At 40.6% G+C, this 24,742-nt stretch carries 31 protein-coding genes; 6 read left to right on the top strand and 25 right to left on the bottom strand.

All coding sequences use genetic code 11. The features are described from left to right. Window position 1: 1 nt before the first annotated feature. From ftsL to ACFRAK_RS05780, 6 genes are all read right to left on the bottom strand, one after another. On the bottom strand, window positions 2–358 hold the full coding sequence (gene ftsL / locus ACFRAK_RS05755) for a cell division protein FtsL (protein ID WP_101224576.1): 357 nt from the start codon (window positions 356–358) through the stop codon (window positions 2–4). A gap of 33 nt (window positions 359–391) precedes the next feature. Then, window positions 392–1,324 (bottom strand): 16S rRNA (cytosine(1402)-N(4))-methyltransferase RsmH, encoded by a 933-nt coding sequence (gene rsmH, locus ACFRAK_RS05760; protein ID WP_057278450.1) that lies wholly within the window; start codon window positions 1,322–1,324, stop codon window positions 392–394. Window positions 1,325–1,376: 52 nt separating this feature from the next. Then, complete coding sequence (gene mraZ / locus ACFRAK_RS05765; RefSeq protein ID WP_034313914.1) at window positions 1,377–1,808, bottom strand: division/cell wall cluster transcriptional repressor MraZ; 432 nt, start codon at window positions 1,806–1,808, stop codon at window positions 1,377–1,379. Window positions 1,809–2,152: 344 nt separating this feature from the next. Continuing rightward, complete coding sequence (gene bshC, locus ACFRAK_RS05770; RefSeq protein WP_387599721.1) at window positions 2,153–3,781, bottom strand: bacillithiol biosynthesis cysteine-adding enzyme BshC; 1,629 nt, start codon at window positions 3,779–3,781, stop codon at window positions 2,153–2,155. 109 nt (window positions 3,782–3,890) lie between these two features. Continuing rightward, window positions 3,891–4,283: a DUF3397 domain-containing protein gene (locus tag ACFRAK_RS05775; RefSeq protein ID WP_260284191.1), complete on the bottom strand. Its 393-nt coding sequence runs from the start codon at window positions 4,281–4,283 to the stop codon at window positions 3,891–3,893. Between the two features lie 4 nt (window positions 4,284–4,287). Beyond that, window positions 4,288–5,172: a 2-dehydropantoate 2-reductase gene (locus ACFRAK_RS05780; RefSeq protein WP_387706355.1), complete on the bottom strand. Its 885-nt coding sequence runs from the start codon at window positions 5,170–5,172 to the stop codon at window positions 4,288–4,290. Between the two features lie 465 nt (window positions 5,173–5,637). Between ACFRAK_RS05780 and ACFRAK_RS05785 the strand changes: the two genes are divergently transcribed. Beyond that, the gene (locus ACFRAK_RS05785; RefSeq protein ID WP_192203956.1) at window positions 5,638–6,126 is read left to right on the top strand and encodes an N-acetyltransferase; all 489 of its coding nucleotides are present in this window, start codon (window positions 5,638–5,640) and stop codon (window positions 6,124–6,126) included. Between the two features lie 44 nt (window positions 6,127–6,170). Here the strand turns inward: ACFRAK_RS05785 and ACFRAK_RS05790 are convergent, their stop codons facing one another. The 4 genes from ACFRAK_RS05790 to ACFRAK_RS05805 form a co-directional block, all read right to left on the bottom strand. Continuing rightward, a complete protein-coding gene (locus ACFRAK_RS05790) occupies window positions 6,171–6,791 on the bottom strand; it encodes an RsfA family transcriptional regulator (RefSeq protein WP_387599716.1) in 621 nt (206 codons plus the stop codon). A gap of 78 nt (window positions 6,792–6,869) precedes the next feature. Next, window positions 6,870–7,634 (bottom strand): enoyl-CoA hydratase/isomerase family protein, encoded by a 765-nt coding sequence (locus ACFRAK_RS05795; RefSeq protein WP_387706353.1) that lies wholly within the window; start codon window positions 7,632–7,634, stop codon window positions 6,870–6,872. Between the two features lie 148 nt (window positions 7,635–7,782). Continuing rightward, window positions 7,783–7,956, bottom strand: a complete 174-nt coding sequence (gene rpmF, locus ACFRAK_RS05800; protein ID WP_034313929.1) for a 50S ribosomal protein L32 — start codon at window positions 7,954–7,956, stop codon at window positions 7,783–7,785. Window positions 7,957–8,021: 65 nt separating this feature from the next. Further along, window positions 8,022–8,543 (bottom strand): YceD family protein, encoded by a 522-nt coding sequence (locus ACFRAK_RS05805; RefSeq protein WP_260284185.1) that lies wholly within the window; start codon window positions 8,541–8,543, stop codon window positions 8,022–8,024. 218 nt (window positions 8,544–8,761) lie between these two features. Between ACFRAK_RS05805 and ACFRAK_RS05810 the strand changes: the two genes are divergently transcribed. Beyond that, window positions 8,762–9,967 (top strand): nucleotidyltransferase, encoded by a 1,206-nt coding sequence (locus tag ACFRAK_RS05810; protein ID WP_387706351.1) that lies wholly within the window; start codon window positions 8,762–8,764, stop codon window positions 9,965–9,967. 92 nt (window positions 9,968–10,059) lie between these two features. Here the strand turns inward: ACFRAK_RS05810 and ACFRAK_RS05815 are convergent, their stop codons facing one another. After that, window positions 10,060–11,085, bottom strand: a complete 1,026-nt coding sequence (locus ACFRAK_RS05815) for a SepM family pheromone-processing serine protease (protein WP_387706349.1) — start codon at window positions 11,083–11,085, stop codon at window positions 10,060–10,062. After that, window positions 11,075–11,872: a patatin-like phospholipase family protein gene (locus ACFRAK_RS05820; RefSeq protein WP_192203951.1), complete on the bottom strand. Its 798-nt coding sequence runs from the start codon at window positions 11,870–11,872 to the stop codon at window positions 11,075–11,077. Before ACFRAK_RS05820 ends, ACFRAK_RS05815 begins: the two co-directional genes overlap by 11 nt. Before the next feature lie 307 nt (window positions 11,873–12,179). Between ACFRAK_RS05820 and ylbJ the strand changes: the two genes are divergently transcribed. Beyond that, window positions 12,180–13,397 (top strand): sporulation integral membrane protein YlbJ, encoded by a 1,218-nt coding sequence (gene ylbJ, locus ACFRAK_RS05825; RefSeq protein ID WP_387599703.1) that lies wholly within the window; start codon window positions 12,180–12,182, stop codon window positions 13,395–13,397. A gap of 40 nt (window positions 13,398–13,437) precedes the next feature. Here ylbJ and coaD read toward each other — a convergent pair whose 3' ends face one another. Both coaD and rsmD read right to left on the bottom strand, forming a co-directional pair. Next, window positions 13,438–13,929, bottom strand: coding sequence for a pantetheine-phosphate adenylyltransferase (coaD, locus tag ACFRAK_RS05830; protein ID WP_192203949.1), 492 nt, complete (start codon window positions 13,927–13,929; stop codon window positions 13,438–13,440). Next, the gene (gene rsmD, locus ACFRAK_RS05835; RefSeq protein WP_034313946.1) at window positions 13,930–14,505 is read right to left on the bottom strand and encodes a 16S rRNA (guanine(966)-N(2))-methyltransferase RsmD; all 576 of its coding nucleotides are present in this window, start codon (window positions 14,503–14,505) and stop codon (window positions 13,930–13,932) included. A 474-nt stretch (window positions 14,506–14,979) separates the two neighbouring features. Between rsmD and ACFRAK_RS05840 the strand changes: the two genes are divergently transcribed. Beyond that, window positions 14,980–15,369: a DUF7147 family protein gene (locus ACFRAK_RS05840; protein WP_260284180.1), complete on the top strand. Its 390-nt coding sequence runs from the start codon at window positions 14,980–14,982 to the stop codon at window positions 15,367–15,369. Between the two features lie 54 nt (window positions 15,370–15,423). On the opposite strand, the gene ACFRAK_RS05845 is transcribed toward ACFRAK_RS05840, so the two are convergent. Further along, window positions 15,424–15,699 (bottom strand): YlbG family protein, encoded by a 276-nt coding sequence (locus ACFRAK_RS05845; RefSeq protein ID WP_048684554.1) that lies wholly within the window; start codon window positions 15,697–15,699, stop codon window positions 15,424–15,426. 136 nt (window positions 15,700–15,835) lie between these two features. On the opposite strand from ACFRAK_RS05845, the gene ACFRAK_RS05850 reads away from it, so the two are divergent. Next, window positions 15,836–16,156, top strand: a complete 321-nt coding sequence (locus tag ACFRAK_RS05850) for a hypothetical protein (RefSeq protein WP_387599700.1) — start codon at window positions 15,836–15,838, stop codon at window positions 16,154–16,156. A 145-nt stretch (window positions 16,157–16,301) separates the two neighbouring features. Here ACFRAK_RS05850 and ACFRAK_RS05855 read toward each other — a convergent pair whose 3' ends face one another. The 5 genes from ACFRAK_RS05855 to ACFRAK_RS05875 all read right to left on the bottom strand — a co-directional run bounded on the left by ACFRAK_RS05855 (window position 16,302) and on the right by ACFRAK_RS05875 (window position 19,333). Next, on the bottom strand, window positions 16,302–16,751 hold the full coding sequence (locus ACFRAK_RS05855) for a YlbF/YmcA family competence regulator (protein ID WP_387600270.1): 450 nt from the start codon (window positions 16,749–16,751) through the stop codon (window positions 16,302–16,304). A 60-nt stretch (window positions 16,752–16,811) separates the two neighbouring features. Further along, window positions 16,812–17,237 (bottom strand): hypothetical protein, encoded by a 426-nt coding sequence (locus ACFRAK_RS05860; RefSeq protein ID WP_387599698.1) that lies wholly within the window; start codon window positions 17,235–17,237, stop codon window positions 16,812–16,814. A gap of 60 nt (window positions 17,238–17,297) precedes the next feature. Further along, complete coding sequence (locus ACFRAK_RS05865; RefSeq protein ID WP_260284177.1) at window positions 17,298–17,540, bottom strand: YlbE-like family protein; 243 nt, start codon at window positions 17,538–17,540, stop codon at window positions 17,298–17,300. Between the two features lie 12 nt (window positions 17,541–17,552). After that, a complete protein-coding gene (locus ACFRAK_RS05870; RefSeq protein WP_260284176.1) occupies window positions 17,553–17,984 on the bottom strand; it encodes a YlbD family protein in 432 nt (143 codons plus the stop codon). A gap of 314 nt (window positions 17,985–18,298) precedes the next feature. Next, window positions 18,299–19,333, bottom strand: coding sequence for a CAP domain-containing protein (locus tag ACFRAK_RS05875; RefSeq protein WP_387599692.1), 1,035 nt, complete (start codon window positions 19,331–19,333; stop codon window positions 18,299–18,301). Between the two features lie 345 nt (window positions 19,334–19,678). Between ACFRAK_RS05875 and ACFRAK_RS05880 the strand changes: the two genes are divergently transcribed. Then, on the top strand, window positions 19,679–20,041 hold the full coding sequence (locus ACFRAK_RS05880) for a YugN family protein (protein ID WP_214790434.1): 363 nt from the start codon (window positions 19,679–19,681) through the stop codon (window positions 20,039–20,041). Window positions 20,042–20,153: 112 nt separating this feature from the next. On the opposite strand, the gene ACFRAK_RS05885 is transcribed toward ACFRAK_RS05880, so the two are convergent. The 5 genes from ACFRAK_RS05885 to ctaD all read right to left on the bottom strand — a co-directional run bounded on the left by ACFRAK_RS05885 (window position 20,154) and on the right by ctaD (window position 24,718). Continuing rightward, a complete protein-coding gene (locus ACFRAK_RS05885) occupies window positions 20,154–20,615 on the bottom strand; it encodes a DUF420 domain-containing protein (RefSeq protein WP_179891037.1) in 462 nt (153 codons plus the stop codon). 209 nt (window positions 20,616–20,824) lie between these two features. Beyond that, window positions 20,825–21,727 carry a cytochrome c oxidase assembly factor CtaG gene (ctaG, locus tag ACFRAK_RS05890; protein ID WP_387599688.1) on the bottom strand — a complete coding sequence of 301 codons (903 nt, stop codon included), beginning with the start codon at window positions 21,725–21,727 and terminating at the stop codon, window positions 20,825–20,827. A gap of 151 nt (window positions 21,728–21,878) precedes the next feature. Further along, the gene (gene ctaF, locus ACFRAK_RS05895) at window positions 21,879–22,214 is read right to left on the bottom strand and encodes a cytochrome c oxidase subunit IVB (RefSeq protein WP_048684534.1); all 336 of its coding nucleotides are present in this window, start codon (window positions 22,212–22,214) and stop codon (window positions 21,879–21,881) included. A 3-nt stretch (window positions 22,215–22,217) separates the two neighbouring features. Next, on the bottom strand, window positions 22,218–22,847 hold the full coding sequence (locus ACFRAK_RS05900) for a cytochrome (ubi)quinol oxidase subunit III (protein ID WP_098371107.1): 630 nt from the start codon (window positions 22,845–22,847) through the stop codon (window positions 22,218–22,220). Continuing rightward, window positions 22,847–24,718, bottom strand: coding sequence for a cytochrome c oxidase subunit I (gene ctaD, locus ACFRAK_RS05905; RefSeq protein WP_387599684.1), 1,872 nt, complete (start codon window positions 24,716–24,718; stop codon window positions 22,847–22,849). The genes ACFRAK_RS05900 and ctaD overlap by 1 nt, the downstream gene beginning before the upstream one ends. Window positions 24,719–24,742 lie beyond the last annotated feature (24 nt).

A 24,742-nucleotide genomic window follows, 5' to 3' on the forward strand; every position in this document is an offset into this window, starting at 1 on the left:
ATCACTGCACACCCTTCACATTATTCTCATTTAACTTGAACCCTAGCGCTGCAGCTTTTTTCCAGATTCTTTCGTATGTACTAAGTTCAGCAACCTGCACTTTCAAATCATCATTCACTTTACCCTGTTCTTCAATCGACGTTTCCACTAGCTGGATTTCTTTATTCGTTTCATAGATGGCCGCTTGATTAGAGACTATTTTCACTCCCATAAAGGTAACCATGATAGCAAGGGCACATAGTAAGAAAACTTCACCAATGGATATCTTCGCTTTACGGATGACCACTGTTTGGTGCGTCTGTTGCTGCTGTTGGTCTTCATATTGCTGTTCTTGTATTTTTTTGGCTATGGAACTCATTCATGTTCCCCCTCTACTGATTTTTTTCTGTATTTATTGCTTTTCGGCGATTCTTAGCTTAGCCGACCGGGAACGATTATTCCCTTCCAATTCTTCTTCAGATGGCAAAATCGGTTTTCTCGTAATTATTTTCATAGTTGGTTTGAATTCATCCGGGATAACTGGAAGTCCAGGCGGAAGGTCCGGCATGCTGCTGGCTTTTTTAAATACCGTTTTACAAATTCTATCTTCTAGTGAATGGAATGTAATGACAGATATTCTTCCTTCTTTATCCAAAAGTGATATGGCTTGCTCCAAGGAATCTTCAAAGACACCAAGTTCGTCATTCACAGCGATTCTTATTGCTTGGAACACTCGTTTCGCAGGATGTCCGCCTTTACGTCTTGCCGGGGCTGGTATCCCATCCTTAATTAACTCCACAAGTTCGAAGGTCGTTTCAATCGGTTTTATTTCACGTGCCGCTTCAATTTTCCTGGCAATTTGTTTCGAAAACTTTTCTTCGCCATATTGGAAGAAAATTCTCAGCAAATCATGGAATGACCAAGTATTCACGACATCATAGGCAGAAATGGCAGCACTTTGGTCCATCCTCATATCCAATGGTGCATCATGGTTATAGCTGAAACCACGTTCTGGTGTATCCAATTGTGGGGATGAAACACCCAAATCATATAGGATCCCGTCCACTTTCTCGATTCCGCGGGCATTCAACTCTTCTTTTAAGTATTTAAAATTATTAGGAACAAGAACAATACGTTCGCCATAGCTTTCCAATTTTCCCTTGGCATTCCGAATCGCCGTTTCGTCCTGATCAAAAGCATAAAGCCTACCCTTGTCAGAGAGCTGTGAAAGTAAGTATTCGCTGTGACCGGCTCCTCCTAAAGTACAATCCACATAAATTCCATCAGGTTTGATGTTCAATCCATCAACCGTCTCTTTTAATAACACTGTTGTATGTTGAAACATGTTAGACATCCTTCCAATCGGTTATTGAGTGACCCTATTTCTGGGGGCAGCCTTAAATATCAAAGCCAATCATATTTTCTGCTATCTCAGCGAAAGAATCCTCAGAAGCTGAAAAATAGTTTTCCCAAAGGGATTTGCTCCAAATCTCAATACGATTGGTAACACCAAGAATTACACATTCTTTTTCCAATTGGCCATATGAAGTAAGCGGCGTGGGGATATTAATACGCCCTTGTTTATCAATTTCGCATTCTGTAGCAGCAGAAAAGAAAAAACGGGTAAAGGCTCGGGCATCTTTTTTTGTTAAAGGCAGGGCTTTCAGCTTTTCTTCAAGCAGCTTCCACTCTTCCATAGGGTAACCAAATAAACATTGATCGAGTCCGCGGGTAAGGACAAATTGCTCCCCGAGATTTTCCCTGAATTTCACTGGGACTATCAAACGGCCCTTTATATCGATGTTATGATGGTACTCTCCCATGAACATACCCAATACCCCCACATTCTAATCTCAATGTACCACATTCCCCCACCTTTCTCCACTTGTTTTTACTTTCTCCTTCCAAGTAAAAATTCCCTTCTTTTCTACTTAAGTTTATTTAGCCAAATTATTTACAGAAACGTGCACATCCCGCGAATGGACTCAGACTAAGACGCAGCCCCACCATTCCTGTCGAAGAGACTACCTGACAAGTGCCCAGGAAACAGAAAAAAAGACAGGCTTTAGCACCTGTCTTTTTTTACATTTTTAATCCCTCCGGCAGGATTGGTTTGCGGCAACCTTATTCAATATGATGTGTCCGCCACTTTTCCCCAAAACGGATGGTTTTTCTAAATAAAAATCAATTTATGCTGATTATTGAACCGGTATTCCAGTTTCATCATATCCCGTACGAACTCTGGCCCGTATTGATTCAAGTAATAAAACACATTCCAAATCCTCTCCTGGGGTGATCCAAGAGGGTACAGTGAATTTGCGATCCGTTCATATTTTTTCAATGTGACAGAATGCCGTTCCTTTGTACGGTCACCGATTTTGCCATACATGAAATTCAATTGCTTTTGAATGAATTCAATGTTTTTGTTCAACATCGGCTCAAGTGCTCTATCTAAAGAGACAGCGTGGGCAAATAGCTTTTCATGGTTCTCTTCAAGCTGTGATTTCAGTGTCCCGAACAGGGTGTCAATCGTCTCATCTTTCACCGAATCAAGGTAACTTTTCACAGCATTAGCGGTTCCTTCGGTCAGAACAGTTTCCAAACTGAGTTCCATTTCTTCAAGGTCGCTATGGATACTGCGCTCTACCAGCGTGATGTTTAACCTAGGAATGATTGGGGGCATCTTCATGGAAAACAACTCAAATGCCTTTTTTAATTCTGCCCAATAAGCTATTTCCCCTGGTCCAGAAACGAAAGCCAATACAGGGAAAAGCATTTCCTGCATGAGCGGGCGTGTAATGACATTGTTGCTTAATCGTTCTGGATGATTTTTGGCAATCTGCAAGAGTTCCTCCCTGGTAAATGATACCTCACCGTTTTTACCGCTGAAACCGCCTTCTACACGTTCGAGTAAACATCGATCTTTTTTTTCTGGATCATAATAAAATAAATTAGCTGCCCGATTATCCATTTCAATCATTTTTGCATACCCTTTCGCATGCATGAATGATTGCTGTTCCTCGACCACTTCAGCAATCCGTCCACTTTCATTGATCATCGATTCAAAGTATGCCTTCTCAATTCTCCTTAACTCCGGATCTCCGGCATCAACTAGTAAAAGGCCATATTCTTTGAACCATTCATGAATCAGTCTGGCAAAGAAGTCAACGAAAGTATTCGATTGCTTAATGGTTTCCTTCATATCAATCAGGAGTTTATTCGTAAAGGCCGTTTCTCCATAAGTTTCAATGATTTCCTCAAGCCACTTCTCAGCCTTATCCGTTTCCAGCTCTACATCAGAAACCATTGTTTTATAAGGCTGATAGGAAGGATAGGATTTCTTATCGGGTTTACCGTTTTTCATAACATAAACATGATTGACTTCAGCCAAATCATGATCTTCTCCAGCTATCCAAAAAACTGGAATGACTGGCTGCCCCAATTCTTTTTCCTGTTCTTCCGCAAGCTTAATGATCGAAATCACTTTATGAATGGTATACAGCGGCCCTGATAATAACCCAGCCTGCTGTCCTCCAATCACCACAACGGAATCATCCCTGCGCAACCTTGCAATATTCGCCTTAACTGTCTCACTGATTGAAAAACGAGACATGTATTGTTGTATGTAATCCGACAATTCATCACGTAAAAAAGAGCGGTTCATCAATTCATTATATCTATTGAGATAAATGTCAGGCTTAGACAAGTCATAGTGAAAATAATCCTCCGTTTCAAGACGGTTTTGTAAATAGTCCGATGCAAAACGGTTTAAAGATGGTAACGCGAGATCTTTCATCTCCATTTCTGTTCTCCCTTTCTCTGCAACTACAATTCTTTTTAGAGTATAACATTCCGGTTTAAGAAAACAAAAGAAGTTGCCCAGCAGCAGAAAATTGATGCGATGTTCTATGTTATGTAGTAAATATCTTCGTAATACTTGTAATTATTCCGATGGAAAATAATAGAAGGTAAGCTGCGAAAAAGAAGGCGAAGTTCACTCTCCAAAAACCCTTTAATACCTTATGGAAAATGATTTCTTCTTTTACCTTGTAATGGACAAGGACCACCACGAATGCGTTGATGATCATGATCAGCATGATCACCCAAAGAATTTGCTTATCCCAAATCGTAATGATCAAATAATGGACGGATAATACGAACAGCAGCGTACTCATGTCCATAGCAAATTGAACGGAGCGCCTATGGTTTCCAGTAAATTGTTTGGCACTGATAAAAAAAAGTAAATACCCTACGAAAGGCAAGGTAATAAATATCGCGGCAAGGCTTGAAACTACGTACGGCACATTCTCATCCCCCCTGAGATTCTTTTCCTTTGACCATCTTATATAGAGAAGATGTCAGGCATTCACTTTTCCCTTTACTCTTTGCCTCCGAGAGGATATGACCCAAAATAGCATCAATTTCCGTTTTGCAGCCATTTTCTATATCTTTCAGCATTGACGATCGATTTTCTGCAGTTGACATACAAACGGATTTCACATGTTCAAATGCCTTATCCTTATTATGAACCTCCAAAATACTGGAGATTTCCCCGAAAAGTTCTTGAAATAATTGGTAATAGTAGGGGTTAGTGATTAAACCGCCATTTTCCACACCAAGTATCGCCGTTAACGGGTTTATCACTGCATTAACGACAAGCTTATCGATCAGCATCGAGTGAAAATCCTCACTCTTCGCAAAAGGAAAATGGTCGATCCTTTCATTCACTAACGATAGTTGCTCAAGTTCCCCTTTAAAGGAAGCGACCCTTGTAATGCCTTGCCCAGTATGCTCCACGGTATTCCCGTCATGTTTCATTGCCCCATGCTCCACTACCCCCACATATATGGTCGGGGATTGAAGCTGCTTTAAATAAGATATATGCCCATAGCCATTCTGCAAGAATAGCATTGGAACCTGAATACCTTTGATCCTAGGCAATATTTGCGGCAGGTGATATTGCTTGACGGCCAATATTAGAAGCTCCACATCCGATATCCCATCATCCAGGCCCTTGGAAATGATGCCTGTCAGCAGCCTGCTTTCACCATCCGTAATAAGACGGATCCCATCACGTTGGATGATGGACGCCTGATCCGCAGTATGAGTATAAAGTGTCACACCATGTTTTTCACTTAAATGAGACGCAAACAGCAGCCCTATGGCCCCTCCCCCAATGATTCCGATTCTCATAATACCCTTCCTTACTTTTTGAAATATATTCCCTATTTTATCACATTATCTTTTTTATCCTGCATCAATTTTCCCATCGTTGGAAAACACAGCACACGTATTTGAATGAAATTGAACTGCCATTAACAATGGCTCGTCATAAAATACCAATGGAAAGAACTATTAATACGCCATTGAAGATATATTTTCTTCTTTAAGCGTTAATTTAATGGTATATTAGATACGAAAAGCTTAGCCATTTTGAATACTTTTAGGAACAAAAGATAACTCCAAACTCAACCCACGGGAAATTTAAGGGAAAAGGACGGGGGATAAAAGGCTATAAGCATTTAGACAGCTAGGATTAGTCGATGATGTCATACTAGATTTGACCTAAGCTGGAATTCCACATGGTAAAGATCAGTGGGATGACTTTCAAAGGGTACTATCGGAAGAGGTTTATCAGAATTAAGGGGGAGCTTTTTTATGGAATACAAGGTGGAACGATTACTTGTAAATTTTAAAACGCTTGAGGAATTCAAAAAATTCAAAGAATACGGGATACAGGAACTGTCAATGCTAGATGATTTAGAAGGTAACATCATCGAAAATGACAGCCAATCACCTTTTTACGGAATCTTTTATGGCGACAAACTTGTAGCACGCATGAGCCTGTATAAAAGAAGCGCTAAATTCGACGAGTATTTTGACAAGTCCAGGGACTTCCTTGTTCTTTGGAAACTTGAAGTCCTGCCTAACTATCAGAAAAAAGGTTATGGAAGAGCTTTGGTCGAATTCGCCAAAAGCCTGAACATGCCTATCAAAACCAATCCAAGAGTTCATTCACAAGACTTTTGGAAAAAGATGGGTTTTTCTGCTGTTTCCTATGATTTGGACAGGGACCTCGGAGAAAACCCGCTGATTTGGAGCCCATTTGACATACAAGATAATAAAGAAATAGATACACAAGAATAAGGAAGCACCAAGAAAATGCGGGCGGATTTTCCCACCCGCATTTTTTATTTATTGACCCTTTCTAGATTACCATTCTTATCCATTTGAAAACTCACCTTCGGATTAGTCTTTTCGCCCTCTTGTACACTAAGTTTTCTTGCGCGCTCCATAATCTGCATTAACGCACGGTAATCTTCCTCAACAGCTTTCAGGTTTTCTTTAAGCAATTCATTTTCTTCCAACAACCGGACATTTTCCCGTTCAAGAAATAGGGACCGCTCAGAAATCCGTTCTTTTTCCTTATTATCAAGCTGAAAGAATTCATCCATTTTAGTTAAATATAATATAACTTCCTGAAGGGTAATAGATTCTTTCTCTTCATGCTCGGGTGCTTTTTCTCCAATCGTGACATTCTCCACCGCTGCAACCGAATCCCTTTCCATTTCAGGATTATCGACTACCTGTTCTTTCCTTTGTTTTTTCGCCAGCTCTATCCCTGACTTATATTGCTTCCTTACAAATGAATTCCAACGGAACCCACAAGCGGCAGATGTCCTCGATAACTGTTTCCCTACTTCTTCAAACGCCTTTAATTGTGTACTGCCCTCTCGTATATGCCTCAGTACCACTTCAGCCAACAACAGATCCTCATCATGAGTCCATGCATCTTGTCTCGCAATCGTCATCTCTCTACCTCCCAGCAAGTTTTAATTCATAATATGCACATGCTAGGAAAGATAGAAGATATATAGAGCGTGTAATATTTATTTTTTCTTTTTTAAAAAACGATCGACTGCAGCATGATGCTCATCACTTGCCCACAGTTTAGCACATTCCCGGATTTCCGCGTCCATTCTTCCTTTAAGCCCGCTACCCTGCCATTTACGGACCAGCAATCGTTTATAGGCCATCAATACCCCTATCTCATGGCTGAGAAAATCTTCTGCGAACCTTTCCCATCCTTCCGTACCTTCTCCGACTATCTCATCTACGAAACCAAATTCCTTTGCTTCCTCAGCTTTATGTATTTTTGCATCCAATAATAGCTTTAGCGCTTTTTGCTCTGGTATTTTTTCAAGTAAAAGTGAAGCTCCGCCCCAGCCTGTCGTTATTCCCAGGGTACCTTGCACAAACCCTAGCTTGACTTCGCTCTTTGCTAATCTGAAATCACAAGCTGTCGCTATTTCGCATCCACCGCCGAAAGCACTTCCATTGATGAGCGCTATTGTTGGTTTTGGGAAAACTGCTAGTTTATACAGAATTTCACCCATTTTCGATAACATAGCAAAGGCCTCTTCTTCTGTGTGCAAATCCTGAAATTCCCTTAGATCCCCGCCTGAACAGAATGCCTCAGATCCCGCCCCTGTCAGGACTAGCAACTTAACTTCATCATCGAATGCAGCTTCTGACAATATCGACTCAAGTTCGTCCATCAATTGATAATTCACGGCATTCCTTTTCTCCGGTCTATTAAATAAGAGCTTCATGAAACCGCGTTTATCCTTTTCAACTTCAATCACCTGATCCATGTAAACACCTTCTCCAAAATCATCGGCAAACATAAATGATTCAAAATATTCTGCCAAATATATTTGTAAAAAAAGCACAGAGAAAAATCCCTGCGCTTTGATTAGCGTGTTGCATCAAGAAAGCAAAGCTCTCAAGTAGGTCAAGAAATTATTTTGCGACAACTTCTTTTCCTTTATATGTTCCACATTCTTTACAAACGTGATGTGAAAGAGTCATTCCACCACAGCTCGGGCATTCTACCATACCAGGTACTTGAAGCTTGAAGTGCGTACGACGTTTTCTTTTTACAGTTTTCGACGTTCTTCTAAAAGGTACAGCCATTATTCCCACCTCCTTAAAAAATATAAAAAAGCTGGAAAAATCGGATTAACGATTTTTCGTTCCAATCAAGATTCTTTATTGTTGTCAAAAAAGTCGGCAAGCTTTGCAAATCTCGGATCAACCTTGTGCTCATTTTCCTCTTCAGAAATAACGGCCCAGTCTTTCCCGGATTGAGGAGCAGCTTCGTTCGAATCGACATCCTCACAAAAAACCTGCATCGGAATTTCTAGCAATAAATTTTCTTTAATTACCGGTATTAGGTCTACAACTTCACCTTCCACAACAGTGACATCATCTCCGTAGAAATCAGCGCCATCTGCCTTTAAAAGAAAGGTTTCCTTTGTATCAATATCAATCGGATATTTAACGTCTACCAGTGTACGGGAGCAAGGTAATGTTAATTCACCTGAAAGATGCAAGTGAAAAGTAATCTCGGTCGGGCTGATATCAGCTCTTCCTGCTACTCTGATCGGAGAAACATCGCGAATTTGCGGGTCTCTTTCTCTAATGTCCAAGACATCCACCAGTTCATCAAACCGTAAATCTTTGTCCCGAATTTTTTGAAGTTGACTAATCGTCCATTTCAAATGAAATCACCTCAAGGCAACAAAAATAATTATAGCTTTCAATTATAAGTTTGTCAATATTTTTTCTTTACACTATAATGTAGTCATCCTAACTGATTGTCTAAGTTTAAGAATCATTTCAAACAAAGAATCCGGACGATTACTTATAGTAATTTTACTTGAAATACTATTTTAGCACTAAGTTGATAAAATACAAAGTTTTTCTCTGAGGTGAACGAATGAAAGCTTGCGGTTTAGTAGTCGAATATAACCCTTTTCACAATGGACATGTTTTACATGCAAGAGAAAGTAGAGAAAAAACAGGGGCAGATGTTGTGGTCGCTGTTATGAGCGGACCCTTCTTACAGCGTGGCGAGCCCGCTATCGTCAGTAAATGGACACGTGCCGAAATGGCCTTGAACGGCGGCATAGATCTTGTCATTGAGCTGCCCTATGCTTTCGCGACACAGAAGGCGGAAATATTTGCCAAAGGATCTATTTCTCTTTTGGAATCCCTTGGCTGTGACTCCTTTTGCTTTGGTAGCGAGGATGGCAGAATTGAACCATTCATCACCGCCCACAGAATTCTATCGGATAATTCCGCTGCATTTGATGCCGCAATTAAATCGGCTATGGATGCCGGTAATAGTTATCCGGCCAGCGCTGCCCAGGCTTATCGATCGATCATCAATGATGATGCCGAATTGGATTTGACGAAGCCAAATAATATTCTTGGCAAGGAATATGTAAGTACTGCACTTTCAAACGGCTACTCCATTCGCCCTTATACGATTCAAAGGGTCGCTGCCGGATACCATGAAACAAAGTTGTCCAAAGACCCTATTGCCAGTGCAACGGGGATACGTAAGGCCATCCATGAACATCAGGAGTTAAATTCCGTTTCCAGTTATATTCCTCAACCGACTCTGAATGGTCTTGAGCAATATTTAACGCACTACAATGCTTTGCATGACTGGGAAATGTATTGGCCCATGTTGAAATACCGAATCCTTTCTTCCTCTTTAACCGAATTGGCAGGGATATACGAAATTGCGGAAGGCATTGAACACAGGATAAAGGAGATGGCCAAACGATCTTCGAGCTTTTCGGGATTCATGGCAGCCCTGAAGACAAAACGCTACACATGGACACGGCTTCAACGAATGTGTGTCCATATATTGACTCATACAATAAAGGAACTGATGATTCACAATGACCAACCAGCCTATATCAGACTTCTTGGCATGAATGGCCGGGGACAAGAATATCTTCGCACTGTAAAAAAAGGCTTATCCCTCCCGCTCATCTCTAAACTTTCGTCCTATCAGAAACAGGACATCGATACGGACTTGCGAGCGGCACAGGTGTATGCACTGGGCTTGCCGGAACCATATCAGGCTGCATTGATGAAACGGGAATATGAATCTCCCATCATTTTTAAATGAAGAATGGTTTAAGCTTTGCCCGTCCATCCTTAAAAATTAAAAATCAATCATCAAAAAAAGCGCAAACAGTAGATGACTGCCTGCGCTTTTTTTCATTTTTCTTTTCCTTTTAGCTTCGTTAAATAGGCTATTGCATCATCAAAGTTGTCCACCGGCACGATCTTCATGTCCGTGTCGATATCCTTTGCTGCAATAAGTGCATCTTCATAATTAGAACCTGCTGCTCCGTTTTCATTCGGGGCAAAGAATATTTCGGCTCCAGACTTATCGGCTGCAACTATTTTCTGTTGAATTCCGCCAATTGGACCGACTGTCCCATCGTCGGACATCGTTCCTGTACCCGCTATGTCATATCCTTTTGTAAGATCGCCCTTTGTTAATTGATTATAAATTTCCAATGAAAACATTAAACCAGCAGAAGGACCGCCTATTTGTTCTGAATCTATGGAAATCGCCGGTTTTGTGTTCACTTTTCGATTATCATCCAGCGAAATGCCTATCCCTACCCTGTTTGGGTCATTTTTAAAAGGCTGCAAAGAAAGAACGGCCGTTTTCTCCGTCTCTTCCCGCTTATACACTATTTTAACTTTGTCTCCAGCCTTCTTTCCGTTAATATAGTTCATGAATTCCTGTGCAGACTTGAATTTAACATCATCGACCTGAATGATTTGATCGCCCGCTTTCAGCTCTTTAGCTGCCGGCATTCCTTTTAGCACGTCCAAAACATATACACCCAGGTACTCGTATTCGACCTCTTTCCCTGCTTTTTCATATGCAATCTGAATGGCATTATTTTTAGAACCATCCATTAAGTGCAGCTGCCTGATATTATATTCTTCATCTGTTTCATCTTCGCTTCGAATGGAGGTTTCCGGATAAAGTTCCTGATATTTGCTCCACTTCGCCAGCATGTAGGAATATACATTCGCCCGGCCCATCCTTACAGTGGTTAACATAAAGCTTCCTTTTGCTTCATCTCCTCCGGATACCTCAATGATTGGCTCCAATTCTTTGGCCATTCCTGGTTTTGATACATAAAAAGGTAGGGAATAAAGGGCTGATGCTATGAGAAGTATAGCCACCACCAGGAAAGTGCGTACATACATTTTACGGCTCATCTTCAAAGGACTCCTTCCAAGTAACAATACTCTGCTTAATTTGATCTATCTTTCCTCTTGCTGCTTCTTCTCCAATACTAATTATTTCCTGTACGTTTGTAAATGATTTCGAGCTGTATTTCTCCACCCTGGGACGTATCATGACGTCTGAGGCAAACTCCCTGCTTTTAACCAGCTCCATTTGCAGGATATCGAGGCTTTGCATGATGACGTCATAAATGGAGTTTATCTCCATATCCTGTTTTACGTGGGCTACATCCACACCAATTATGATGTCTGCTCCCATATCCTTCACGACTGAAACAGGAACCCTGTCAACCACTCCTCCATCAACAAGCAGTCTGTTTCCGATTTTTTCGGGAATGAAAATGCCGGGAATGGAGATGCTTGCCCTTACAGCCGGTGCGATGGGACCTTCCTGAAAAATGACTTTTTCCCCCGTTTTTATATCAGTGGCGACCACTGCCACAGGAATATCAAGTTCTTCAAATTTTTTGCCATATGTAAATACCCTGATTAAATCCTTTGTCCGTTTCCCCGAAATGAAGCCCATTTTAGGTATGGTGAAGTCTAAATAATACTTTCGCTTAAATGCTCGGGACAACTTATACAGCCTCTCGATATCCGAACCCGCTCCATAAAAGGCAGCAACCATTGCCCCCATGCTGCTTCCGGCAATCATATCTATCGGAATGCCTTCTTGCTGCAATACCTTTATCACGCCAATATGTGCAAACCCCCTAGCTCCTCCTGACCCAAGTGCAAGCCCGACCTTTGGTTTCGCCAAAGATATCCCTCCCGCTGTAACTAGTTCAAAATTTTGAAATAACACTCATTCAAAGTTATGGTCTTAAACGGATTTATAGAAGCATATTATTTATATTGACAGTGAAACAAGCCTGGCGGATATAACCCATGTAGCCAATAAAGTGAGGTCTTCATTGAAATCCCATTGTGCGGATCATCCTCATTTATACATGTCGGTACAATCCAAATTCCATCATGCGCTTACTTTTTGAGAAAAGGAAGTTCATATTTTATTATATACGAAACGAACTGCCCTTATTTAGAAACCTTCAAGAGGAGGCTGAATTTTGCTAAAATCAAAATCCAAAACAGTACTGTTGGCTACCTCCGTCACGATGATGGCAGTTGGCTTGATCATCTTCCCCCAAGAATCCTTTGAGGCTTCCAAAGGCGGACTGAATATTTGGTGGACAATTGTTTTCCCTTCGCTTCTACCTTTCTTGATTCTTTCGGAGTTATTAATCAGTTTCGGCGTTGTCAGGTTCATTGGCGTCATGCTCGAACCATTTATGCGTCCCTTATTCCGTGTACCAGGAGTGGGCGGTTTCGTTTGGGCGATGGGACTTGCATCAGGGTTTCCCGCTGGAGCGAAATTCACTGTAAGGCTTCGTCAGGAAGAACAATTGACCCGCATCGAAGCTGAAAGACTCGTTTGTTTTACTAATTCATCCAATCCATTGTTCCTGTTCGTTGCCGTTGCCGTTGGGTTTTTCCATAATCCTCATTTAGGTATCATCCTTGCACTTTCCCACTACCTAGGAAATTTTTGTGTAGGCATCATCATGCGTTTTTACCGTTGGAAAGAAGAAAAATCCCATACAAATGCAATGGCCAAGCTCCCTTCCATAAGACTAGCCTTTAGCCAAATGCATCGAACCAGGATAAAAGAAACAAGACCATTTGGCAGATTACTTGGAGACGCGGTTCTCTCATCCATTCAAACCCTATTAATGATCGGGGGGTTCATCATTCTCTTTTCGGTGGTGAACAAGCTTTTATTTCATATGAATATTACCGGATTGCTGGCTAACGTGGTCGGAGGAATTCTACATATTTTCAATTTCCCCGATTCCTTAAGCCTTCCCTTCATATCAGGCATGTTTGAAATGACTCTTGGTTCAAAATTAACCAGTACGGCCGAAGATGCCACACTCTTTCAACAAACTGTGATGACAAGTTTCATCTTAGCTTTCAACGGTTTCAGCATTCAAGCGCAAGTTGCCAGCATCATTGCCGCAACAGACATTCGTTTCACTCCCTTTATTCTGGCAAGGATAGCGCATGGCCTTCTGGCATCCATTATTACCATCTTACTTTGGGAACCATTATATAAAGGCAATATGTACAGCGGCAGCCCGATAAACGCATTCCCAGTCAGCGGCTCAGGTGAACACGCGAATTCGCTATATCAGAACATGCTTGATTTCGGACCCATTCTAACACTCGTATTTTTGATCCTATACATCATCATATTTACCAAAAGGCTATTCAAAGGACTTTCGTAAACCGAAAAAAGAGCATTGCTCGTAGGCAATGCTCTTTTTTCTATCCTTTCAGTCCCTCGTATTTTTTGGCCAGAGCCTTCTCGACGACGCTCGGCACTAGTTCGGAGATATCCCCGCCATACTTTGCAACCTCTTTCACGATACTTGAACTCAAGAAAGAATATTGATTTTTCGTCATGATAAAGAATGACTCTATTTTATTGTTCAGGAATCGGTTCATCGAAGTTCCCTGCATTTCATATTCAAAGTCGGAAGTCGCCCTCAATCCCCTGATAATGGCATTCGCGGAAACGCTTTCAGCATAGTCGACCGTCAATCCCTGATAGAAATCCACTTTAACATTCGGCATATGGGCCGTCGCTTCAGTAATCAAATCCAGTCTCTCCTCCACAGTAAAAAGTGAATTTTTCGCTGAATTGTTCACGATGACCACATATACCTCATCAAAAACATTCGCTCCCCTTTGAATGATATCAAGATGACCAAATGTTATTGGATCAAAACTCCCCGGACAAATCGCTATTTTGGACATTCATAGTTCCCCCTGTTCGTGTACGTTTCCCCATTGATAAATCGTTACGGCAATGACGCCATAAACTTCTTTTCTCTTAACGGTAAAGTCACCAACTTTTTCTGGCAATGTAACATCATGGCCATGCTCACAAACAATGTATCCCATATCGTTCAGCAATCGGTATTTATGTATTTCTTCAAGAATTTCGACAAGCTTTTGTTTCTTATAAGGCGGATCAAGAAAAATCAATTCAAAAGTCATTTCCCTTTTCACCAAAGCCTTCAGTGCACGCTCTGAATCATTTTTATAAACTTCTGCACGGTCTGAAAACTTGCATAGTTCCAAATTGGCCTTAACTGTTTGATTCGCTTTAAAATCACGGTCGACAAATATGGCTTTATCCATGCCTCTGCTTAACGCTTCAATTCCCAGTCCACCGCTTCCGGCAAACAAGTCGAGGACCAGCCCTCCTTCGAAATAAGGACCAATCATATTGAAAATGGATTCCTTGACTTTATCAGTAGTCGGCCGGGTTCCTGTACCCGGTACAGCCTTAAGTGGTCTTCCTTTGCAAATTCCGGAAACGACCCTCATCATCCTCACCACATTTTATGACAAATTTCTGTTACTTTCCTATCCTAACATATTAGAAAAAGCTAGCCAATATTTAAACCGATTTGGCTTCATTTCCAAGATGAAAATCGACTTATCATTTCGGACCATGAAAGGAAGATATCCATTCTTTTTATAAATCTTTTACATTTTGAATAATAAAGTGGTTTTTGGCAATAATGTGAATAACAACATTCCTTTTTAGGTGTTGTTGCCAACCGCGGAGAAGGCTTACGTTTCCCCATAAGTTCTTCCTCCGGTTTCTCCTCTCCCTTTGCCTTCTGGTCCATAGTTAGACTTAGAAGGACCCTGCATATTTTTGCAGGGCTTTTTTTTTGATAAACCTCTGATATCTAATTTTCTTTGTCATGATTCATCAATGAAGTTGTCCTTCTCTTTTATGAGGGATAATGATAAAGTAATGAATAATAAGTTAGTTAGTTAGGAGAGGTTTAATTGATTCAACGTTTTATTGAAATTGGACAAGGATATTCCGATATATATGAGTTGCTGGAAGTAGGCCGCAATCATAAACATCGAGTAGCAAGGCTTTTGGCCATGCATACAACTATTGATGATAAAAAGGTAACGTCATTGGTTATCGTCATGCAGCCCACAGATCCTGGTAAATTCCAGCCACTTTACATTTGCCGTGAAGGTATACCAAATCCTCATGCCACCAAAAACAAACGCTATGAGCTTTTTGAGAACTTAGCGGAGGAACTGGATAGACCAATTATTGAAATTGACGTGAAACCTTCGGTGCTCTTTGCAGAAATCGAATTGTACTACCAACACTTAATCGGCATTTTGCGAATGAATAGATATCTGCCCCCATTAGGTTGAAAGATACTGATGCCAGAAATTGAAAAAGGCTGACTCCGCATGAGTCAGCTTTTTTCAAATCCCCATTTTATAATCATATTCTTTCGCTTTATCCGGTTTGGAGTTTTCGAACTCAACCTTCAAAAAAGGCTTGTAAGAAAGGTCCACTTTTTTAACGAACGAATAATTATTCAGCTTTTCCACTAGTGGTTCCACTTCATCCATATTCGTATAAAGCACTACATATTTCAGTTTTTTTGAAACATAATGGATATTCCCAAATTTCCTAAGCATTTTGGCTTGTTTCAATGTATGTAAATAGACGATGATTCCCTGTCTCGCTCCAAGCATATCAATAACTCCCTTTTATAAAGGTTTTAACTAAGTGTAGCATAGCAGAATCTTTACTTTCAACCAAGAAAAAAGATTATAAACAAAATTCTCTCACTATTATGAATATAAACACTGTGAAAGGAGCCAAACAACGATGGATTTAAACCAAATTTGGAGTCAATTTATTGATCATCTATTAGATAATGATGAAATTACCCAAGCTTCGGTAAAAAAGTTCACAGGTATACCATTTATATATATCCATTATCATCCGGTACAAAATGGTAATAAGCTTTCTTTCTTAATAAAAAAAGCCGCAAGCCTTTCAATGCGCGGCAAGCAGCTTCATTGCGAAACCATTTTCGTACGGCAGGAAGAACGTATATATGTCTTCCGGCATCGTTTTTTTGTACCGCAGCAAAAGATGTTTTGCTGCGGCAACCTTTGTCCGGATTGTATCTTATATCGCAGTTAATCGCTATATAACGTATCCGGTTGACCCACTGTATCGACGAAAGTTCCTTACATGACACAGCCAACGAACTCCGTAGCAATGTCGAATTTCGGAAGGCTGCATTTCTTATATACCGGCCTGAATGTTTACGATTCTTGCCATTAGCTTAAGCAGAGCATCCACAACTTCCGCCGGTTCCGCAGCTTCCCGTTGAACATCCACCTGATGAAACAAAAAATGGATTCCCCGCTGGGGTTTTGACCTGTTCAGAAACGGCTCGGCCAATTTTTCCGCTTATTTCATCAAGAACGGTTTGTAACTCGGTCTCCGCCCCCTTAAACCTCGCCACAGCAGGATGCATATCCATGTCTCGTTTAGCTTGTCTAGTTTCTAAATTGATGCGTTTATAATCCGGATGATATTTACCGAACCTTTGAACATCTTCAAATAGATCCTTTAGCGAAGTAAACTTGGAAATTTTCCGCTGTGCCTCTTTGTCGCTTTGTAATTTATATAAACTAAGGAGGTATTCTTCCCCTATTTCAGAATGAAGGATCATTTCAGCTAATCCATCAGCCTGTTGTAAAATGTCGATGATTTCCATAGTAGCAAGCATTAACAAGCTCACCTCCACATCCATTCTACCATTTCTCCCTTTTAGATGCTAATGGTTTGATTAAATCGAGGAAGTGATATGTACCTCAATCTCTTTTTGCAACCCTGTTTTTTCACCTGAACCATTCAAGACTTCCAGCTTAATTTTATGCATGCCATTCGGGACATCCTTTAAGATAAATGCTGCCGTTTTCATATTGACCTTCTTTTGATTATCAATAAATACGGTCACAGTTGCCAATTGTTCAGGATTTGATACAGAAAAACCATAGTTTTTCAAGTAGCACTCGACATAGACAGAGTTGCCTTTTACAAAAGTTTTTACCCGAAAGTCCTCATCTGAGTTTTGGATGCTCGATACAGTGGTGGCAGCTGTAACTGTAGAAACATCTTGCATGGCTACGCCTGAATTTTCAGGTTCTGGTATTTTCTTTCCACAACCAGCCGCTGCCATCAACACTGTGAGAGCCAAAATCAACTTTCTCATTCCATCGTCCCCCTTTTGCCTTTATTGTCTGCCAAAAGGAGTAATTTACTCTTATTTTCTTCATTCACCCGAAGTATTCATCGCTTGAAACATATGAAGCATCATTGAGGCAACCTGAACGCTTTCCGAAAATTTAGAGACCCGATGTGGAATCGACTTTTCAAAATGATATTTCGCTTCGGTTTCAAACACATCCACTTCATGGGGATTACGCATTAACCTTTTGTACCATCCAGGCTGAATCCTCAAGTAATTACGCATATCTTCGTTCGTTTGAATGAATTCATATATATTCTGACGCATGAAAAACCCTCCTTAATCTTTGGTGAATAAAAAGGGGTTAGCTTTCCGCTCTTTTTCTTTTGGGGGAGGACTGGTATCACCTGATTTATTCCCTTGGAAAGCAGATAGCACTCCTTGGATTGCACCGATGGCCTGATTGGCATTCGTAATATATTGTTGAATCTGCCCCATATCCATATTTTTAACTGCACTCATTAACGAACCGATCAACTCAGTGCTTTGTTCTCCCTTTTCAACCGGCGGAGATGGAGATCCTGAATTCACTTTGGACTCGCCCACACTGCCGTCAGCCTGCCAGCGTGGATGATCTTCACCGAGTAAATACCACTCTTCAAAAAGTTCCTGCCATGTTGCTTGTTTGCTTCTCACTTCATTCACTAAATGAGGATGTTCCTTTACAAACACCCGAAATCCATCCACGGAGGGCCGCTTTCTTTTTGCCATTACTCTCACCTCACACTTAGACATCGCCTATTGCACCATATGCTAAAGGTAATTAAAAAGTGCATAACATTTATTTTAAAATGCAATTGGATGAAATGAGTACCCTTATAGTTCCAAAAGGGTATGCAGCCATTACTGCGGATATCAAAGTTCATAATGTAAAATTCTCCATTGGCGATCGATTCCGTGCAAATTAATACATAGGTATACGATATCATCGAGGAATGATCCACAGGTGATGATATCGAAAGGGACCTTTTTTATTTTTTAAAAATATCCAGTATAAAAAAACGGACCCAGAACGGATCCGTTTTTTATCTCTTTATGAAATTCTGGGTGTAGTACTTTTTATATACCCCGACGCCCAGACCTGTAAACTCCTCGTTCAGCATCGCATCCCGATGCCCTTTGCTATTTAGCCAACCTTCCATGACTGCAGCTGCATCAACGTAATTAGCCGCTATATTTTCACCTGCTGCCCTGTATTTCACATGGCCCGCATCGAGACGCTTTTCCAAATCCCCCTTTGTTTCAGAAACATGGGTTCCTTCAGGTGCGTCCGTCATTTCCCGGCTATGAAGATAAGCAACCTCCGCAGTTGGCGCATCCCATTCTAAAGGCTTCAAATCAAACCTGCTGCGCATTATATTCGTAATATCGAATATTTGCTGCTCATTGCCATCTTCCACTTTCGCCATTTCCTCATCAGAAAGGTCCTTAACTGTCACAAGTTCACCATGATAGGTCAACTCATACGGTTGTTGTTTCAATAAGGCGGAATCACTCAAAAATCGGATACTTGAAACAGTCCCGGTGAATTTATCCAAATACAGCTGAACATTAATATTCCCTAAATCAATCAACGGCCTCATGTTCATATCTTCCTCCGACAATTCAAAACGATATGAACTGTGACCAACTTCAATATCAACAGTGGGTTCCACATATAAGCTGGAATAGATGGCATCAATCGATTGTCCAATTTTAAAAGGAGCGACATTGACCTCATCACCGATTCCATAAGCAGATACCACTTTTTCATTTTCAACAGCTAATTGGAAATAATTATCATAGTCCTTTTTATAAACCCACCATTCATATCCATAGGCGGACATATCTATCCGATCTGGCTTACCATATTCCTTTTCTATCTCTTTTGCATTTTTCCCGATCGTTACCGCCAGACCTTCTTTCACTTCAGTAATCCCTTCCTTTTCAGTGGAAGGGCTTTTTTCATTTATATGTCCATTGGGGTTAACACCTTTGTTACCATCAATAAGAGGGTTTCCTTCATCTTCATCGCCGATATTAAGATAAATACCGATTACGAAAAAAATAATAATTAACACCAACACCTTACCTAAACCGCGCAGAGGAACACTCCCTCTCTCTATCTAATTTATGTATCCAATGCAAAAACCTTTCTTTCCTGATTATATCACTGTTCAATCATAATTTTCTAATTTACGATAGACTGTCCCTTCATTAAATTTATTTAAAAAGTGGAACTTTTGCGAATGATTAAATTACCATGGTTGAGTTCATTGCAACTTCCACCATTTCGTACTATTATAAAATATAGGATAAAATGGTATATTATAAACATACTTGGAGATTTTTAATATATTCATGTACATAATATTTTCCCGGTATGTCATTTTAATTCTTAATAGTAAACATAGGAGGTACTGCTCGTGAAATTTGAAAGCTTTGGAATCGAAAACATTACAGCCGACTTAAACCGATTAGATGACCTAATGCCGCAATATGGTTTAATACGTGCAGAACAATGGGATTACGAAAGAGTCAGTTACGATCGTAGGTTCGACTTAAAAGAAGGCACGTTTTACCTGAGAATACTTGGCTATGCTACAGAGGGCGATGTAGGCGCTCACAGGGCCGTCATCAAACTAATGGTTCCTCTATTAGGAAAACACTATTATCCACACGGAGTTGAATATGGTGAAGGAGAGGATTTCCCTGCATCACTAGTTAAACAAAGTGAAAAAATCCTCGCTCAAATCAAAGAAGAACTTACACAATTCAACGGCCTGTAAAAGCCGTTAGTGAAAAGCAGGTACAAAGTGAGAGGATCATGCGTGATGCTCTCTTTTTTTATATGCATTACAAAAGCCTGATGCTTTTATTGCACCAGGCTTTTTCGTTATTTTAAAATCCTAGGATCGCCTTTATTAAAGATGTTGTTTCTCCGCCGTGATAAATGACATAAAGCAGGATGTAAACAGCTACTCCAGTAATCCCGGTGAAAAACCAAATGATGCTTGTCGCAGGCCCGATTTTTTTATGGATGGCGAATTTACCTTTAAACCCAGTGGTAAGCATGATGATCCCCAAAACAGCTCCAGTTGTAGCAAGAGTTATATGGAAAATCAAAAAAATCGTATAATAAATTTTAATGTCAGCGGGTCCGCCAAATGACGTACTGCCAATGAATACCGTCCGGGAAAGATATATAGTGAAAAAGATTACCGCAAAAACCGCAGCTGCCATCATGGTTTTTTTATGGGTCTCGATTTTGCGTTGTTTAATTTGATACCAGCCTATTGCAACAGTGATGGCACTTAATACAATGAAGGCTGTACTTATCGTTGGAAGGATTGGTAAAGACATATGGATTGTAGTCCTCTCTATATTTATTAATCAACTACCATTTTATAAGAGGCAATCATAAAATTCAATAAAATCAAAGATTATTAACAGAATGCTCACTTTTATAGAATAGGCAAGTCGATTCTCTGGCTATTTGGTTTAAATCGAAAATCAGGCAAAGGCAGATAAAAGACTTGTCCGCCCCAAGACAAGTCTTTTTTATCGTACAATTATTCTACAGTCTGAAGATCAGAAGGTATCGGATCGATATCATTTTGGCCGCCATTCTCCTTTTTGAACCAAGCAAAGAAAATGACACCCAATACATAGCCTAAAACGATTTCTTGGATCACCTTCATCAAAACCCCACCAAGCTGTTGATCCTCAAGCAATGGCAGTCCATTGAACATTTCAGGACCACTGAGGGTCAAACTTGACAGCGCTGAGGCGGGAACGCAAAGTTCCATGGCACTTGCCCAAGATTCCGCATTGGTAAACGTATCATACATCGGATCATTAGCAAAAATGATTAAAGCGCAGGCTGGGGTCATTAAAATGCCACTGCCGAAAATATAAGCTACTTTTTTTACACCCGTTAGACTTTCGTGTTCCGGCAATTGATTGACAAGCGGGAACCACATCAAAACTGCAGTAGTAAATAAAAGCACCGTGTATCCGGCATGTATCCACATCCCCGTTTTGATATAGTCGAACACTAACGGGATATGGTACAACGAAAAAAGAACATTAAATAGTAAAAGGGCGACAAGAGGTCTCGTAAAAAATTGAAATAACGCCTTCACTCCCCTTGAATTTATGAAAGTTCTCAAAAGCCAATCCGGAATCGCAATGATAAATAAAGGCGGAATCACAAGATAGAGCAATGCCATTTGAAACATGTGCGCACTGAACATAATGTGGCTTAATAGATCCAGTGGCGAACCCTTTACCACATAAAGAAGGAACATGGCTGTCAAAAAATAAGTTGCCTGTTTGACGGAAAGCGATGAACTGCCCGGAAACTTCCCCCCTTTTTTGGTCACCAGCCAAAAATAGCCTACGGTTATAAGTACGAGGGCGGCAAAATAATAAGGACTCCACAAAGCGCGAAATCCGAAAATATCAATAGACAAAAAAATCACCTCGTTCATAAACTTTTTCTTACTTTTATTATACCTAAAATGAAACATTGTAACAAATATAGATAAACTTGGATTTTTTTTCTGGAAAATCACCCCACAAAGAAAAACCGGCTATCATTCAATAGCCGATTTTCTTTATGGTTTATAACCAAACAATCGTTGTGAACACAAGGACAGTTATCAGGCCGACTGCAAGGCCGGAAAATAAGAACAATGCAATAGTGCCATGCCCTTTATGCTTCATGTGCATGAAATAATACAATTGGAAAATCACTTGTACAACTGCCAGCAGCAAAATGACTGGTTTAATGAACCAATGTGAAAAGCCCTCAATTCCTACTGCAGCAAAAGCAAGTAATGTAAAGAAAATCATAAGTGTAAATGATATCACTTGGTGTTTCATCTCTTCAGCATTTTTCTTACGGCGATATTTTAAATCGACATTCGGGTTCGCTGAATTTGATTGTTCATTCGCCATCAGTTATCCCACCATTCCCATTAAGTATACGACAGTAAAGATAAACACCCAGACTACGTCAATGAAATGCCAATAAAGACTCGCAACAAAAAATTTAGGAGCGTTATACAAATTCAAGCCCCTTCCTGCATTACGTACCATAAGACATATGATCCAAGCCAAACCGAATGCAACGTGTCCTCCGTGAAAACCAACTAACGTATAAAACGCGGAGCCGAAGGCACTGCTCGTAAATGTATGATGGAATTCATGAACATAGTGATTAAATTCATAAATCTCGAGTCCAAGAAAACCTAAACCAAGTGCAACCGTAATGACAAGCCAAGCCTGCATTTGTTTGAAGTGGTTATTTTTCATATGGTACATCGCATACACACTAGTCAATGAACTGGTCAATAACAGCATGGTTGCCACAAACGTAAGTGGTAATTCGAATAAATCTTTAGCTAGGGCTGCATCACCATTTGGAACTTTATCCTTCAATGCTAGGTAAGTTGCAAATAATGAGGCGAATAATACCGTCTCTCCACCAAGAAACAACCAGAATCCCAAATATTTATTTTTACCTTCTAAAGTCGCTTTCTCGGGAGAAGCAGGCCAGGTAGCATCCGTGAATCTTTCATCTGTCTGCATTATGCCTTACCTCCCTTGTCTTTATCGTCCATAAGGTCTTCTTTATGAATATGGTACCCATGATCGTCTTTAACGGAACGGATAAACATTGAACTAAACGTTACCAAAAGTCCTACTATCATTATAGGCAGGGTCCATGACTTATCATCCATATGGTATAAAGCACCGAATGCGGCGATAAATAAACCGGAAGCAATCGTTAAAGGAAGAATGGATGAATTGGGCATATGGATATCCCCAAGTGGTTCTGCAGGAGTCATTTCCTTTTTCCCTTCCATTTTTTCAACCCAGTAAGGATCTAATCCGCGGACTAGCGGCAGTTGTTTAAAATTATAAAAAGGCGGTGGTGATGGAATGGCCCATTCCAGCGTACGGCCATCTCCCCAAGGATCATTGCCGACTTTTTCATTCTTCACAGATGTAATGATGATATTGATGACCATAACCAAGACACCAAATGCCATCAAAAAGGCTCCAACAGTACTAATCATATTACCTGTATCGAGTCCTTGATTGTCCAAGAACGTGAATACCCGGCGCGGCATCCCCATCAAACCTAAGAAATGTTGAATGAAGAACGTTAAATGGAAACCAATCAAGAACGTCCAAAATGTGATTTGCCCCAATTTTTCGCTTAACATCGTCCCAAACATCTTCGGCCAATAGAAATTGATTCCAGCCAGTAAGCCTAATACAACCCCACCGACGATTACATAGTGGAAATGAGCAACAACGAAATAACTATCATGGTATTGATAATCAGCAGGTGCAGAAGCGAGCATGATACCTGTCACGCCACCCATTGTAAATGTAGGGATAAAGGCAACTGCATAAAGCATCGGAACCGTGAACTTGACGCTTCCTCCCCACATCGTAAAGATCCAGTTGAATATCTTAATACCTGTCGGTACAGCTATAGCCATTGTCGCCACCGCAAAGATTGCATTTGCGATCGGACCTAGACCAGTGGTAAACATATGATGCGCCCAAACCATGAAACCTAAGAAACCGATTAAAACGGTTGCAAAGACCATCGATGAATAACCAAACAATCTTTTTCTGGAGAATGTAGCGAAAATTTCGGAAAAAATACCGAACGCCGGAAGAATCAGGATATAAACTTCCGGGTGACCGAATATCCAGAATAAATGCTCCCAAATAATCGTATTTCCCCCAGCCGCTACATCAAAGAAATTCGCGCCAAACATCCGATCGAACATCATTAACACCAATCCCACGGTAAGCGGAGGAAAAGCGAATAAAATCAATGCAGAAACGACGAAAGTTGACCAGGTAAACAGCGGCATACGCATATATGTCATACCAGGCGTACGCATATTAATAATGGTTACAAGGAAATTGATCCCTGCAATTAGTGTTCCAAAACCTGATATTTGTAATCCGAGGACGTAAAAATCAATACCATGACCTTCGGAATGCAAGGAAAGCGATGCATACGATGTCCAGCCTGCATCTGGAGCCCCTCCTAAAAACCATGAAAGATTCAGAAAGATTCCCCCAAAGAAAAACAACCAAAAACCTAACGAGTTCAAAAATGGGAACGCAACATCACGTGCCCCTATCTGTAATGGTACAACCGCATTCATTACAGCAAACACTAATGGCATGGCCGCCAGAAATATCATTGTCGTACCGTGCATGGTCAAAATTTCATTATAAAATCCGGCACTTACGAAATCATTGTTTGGGATTGCCAGCTGGATACGGATAAACATCGCTTCCAAACCGCCGATTACAAAGAATAACCCGCCAGAGATAAGATATAAAATGGCGATTTTCTTATGGTCTACGGTCGTCAGATAATCCCAAATAGTAGCGCCAAATCCTTTTTTATTAGCGTACGTACTCACGATTTAACCTCCTTAATCAATGTT

It is taken from the genome of Peribacillus sp. NPDC056705, from assembly GCF_043656335.1.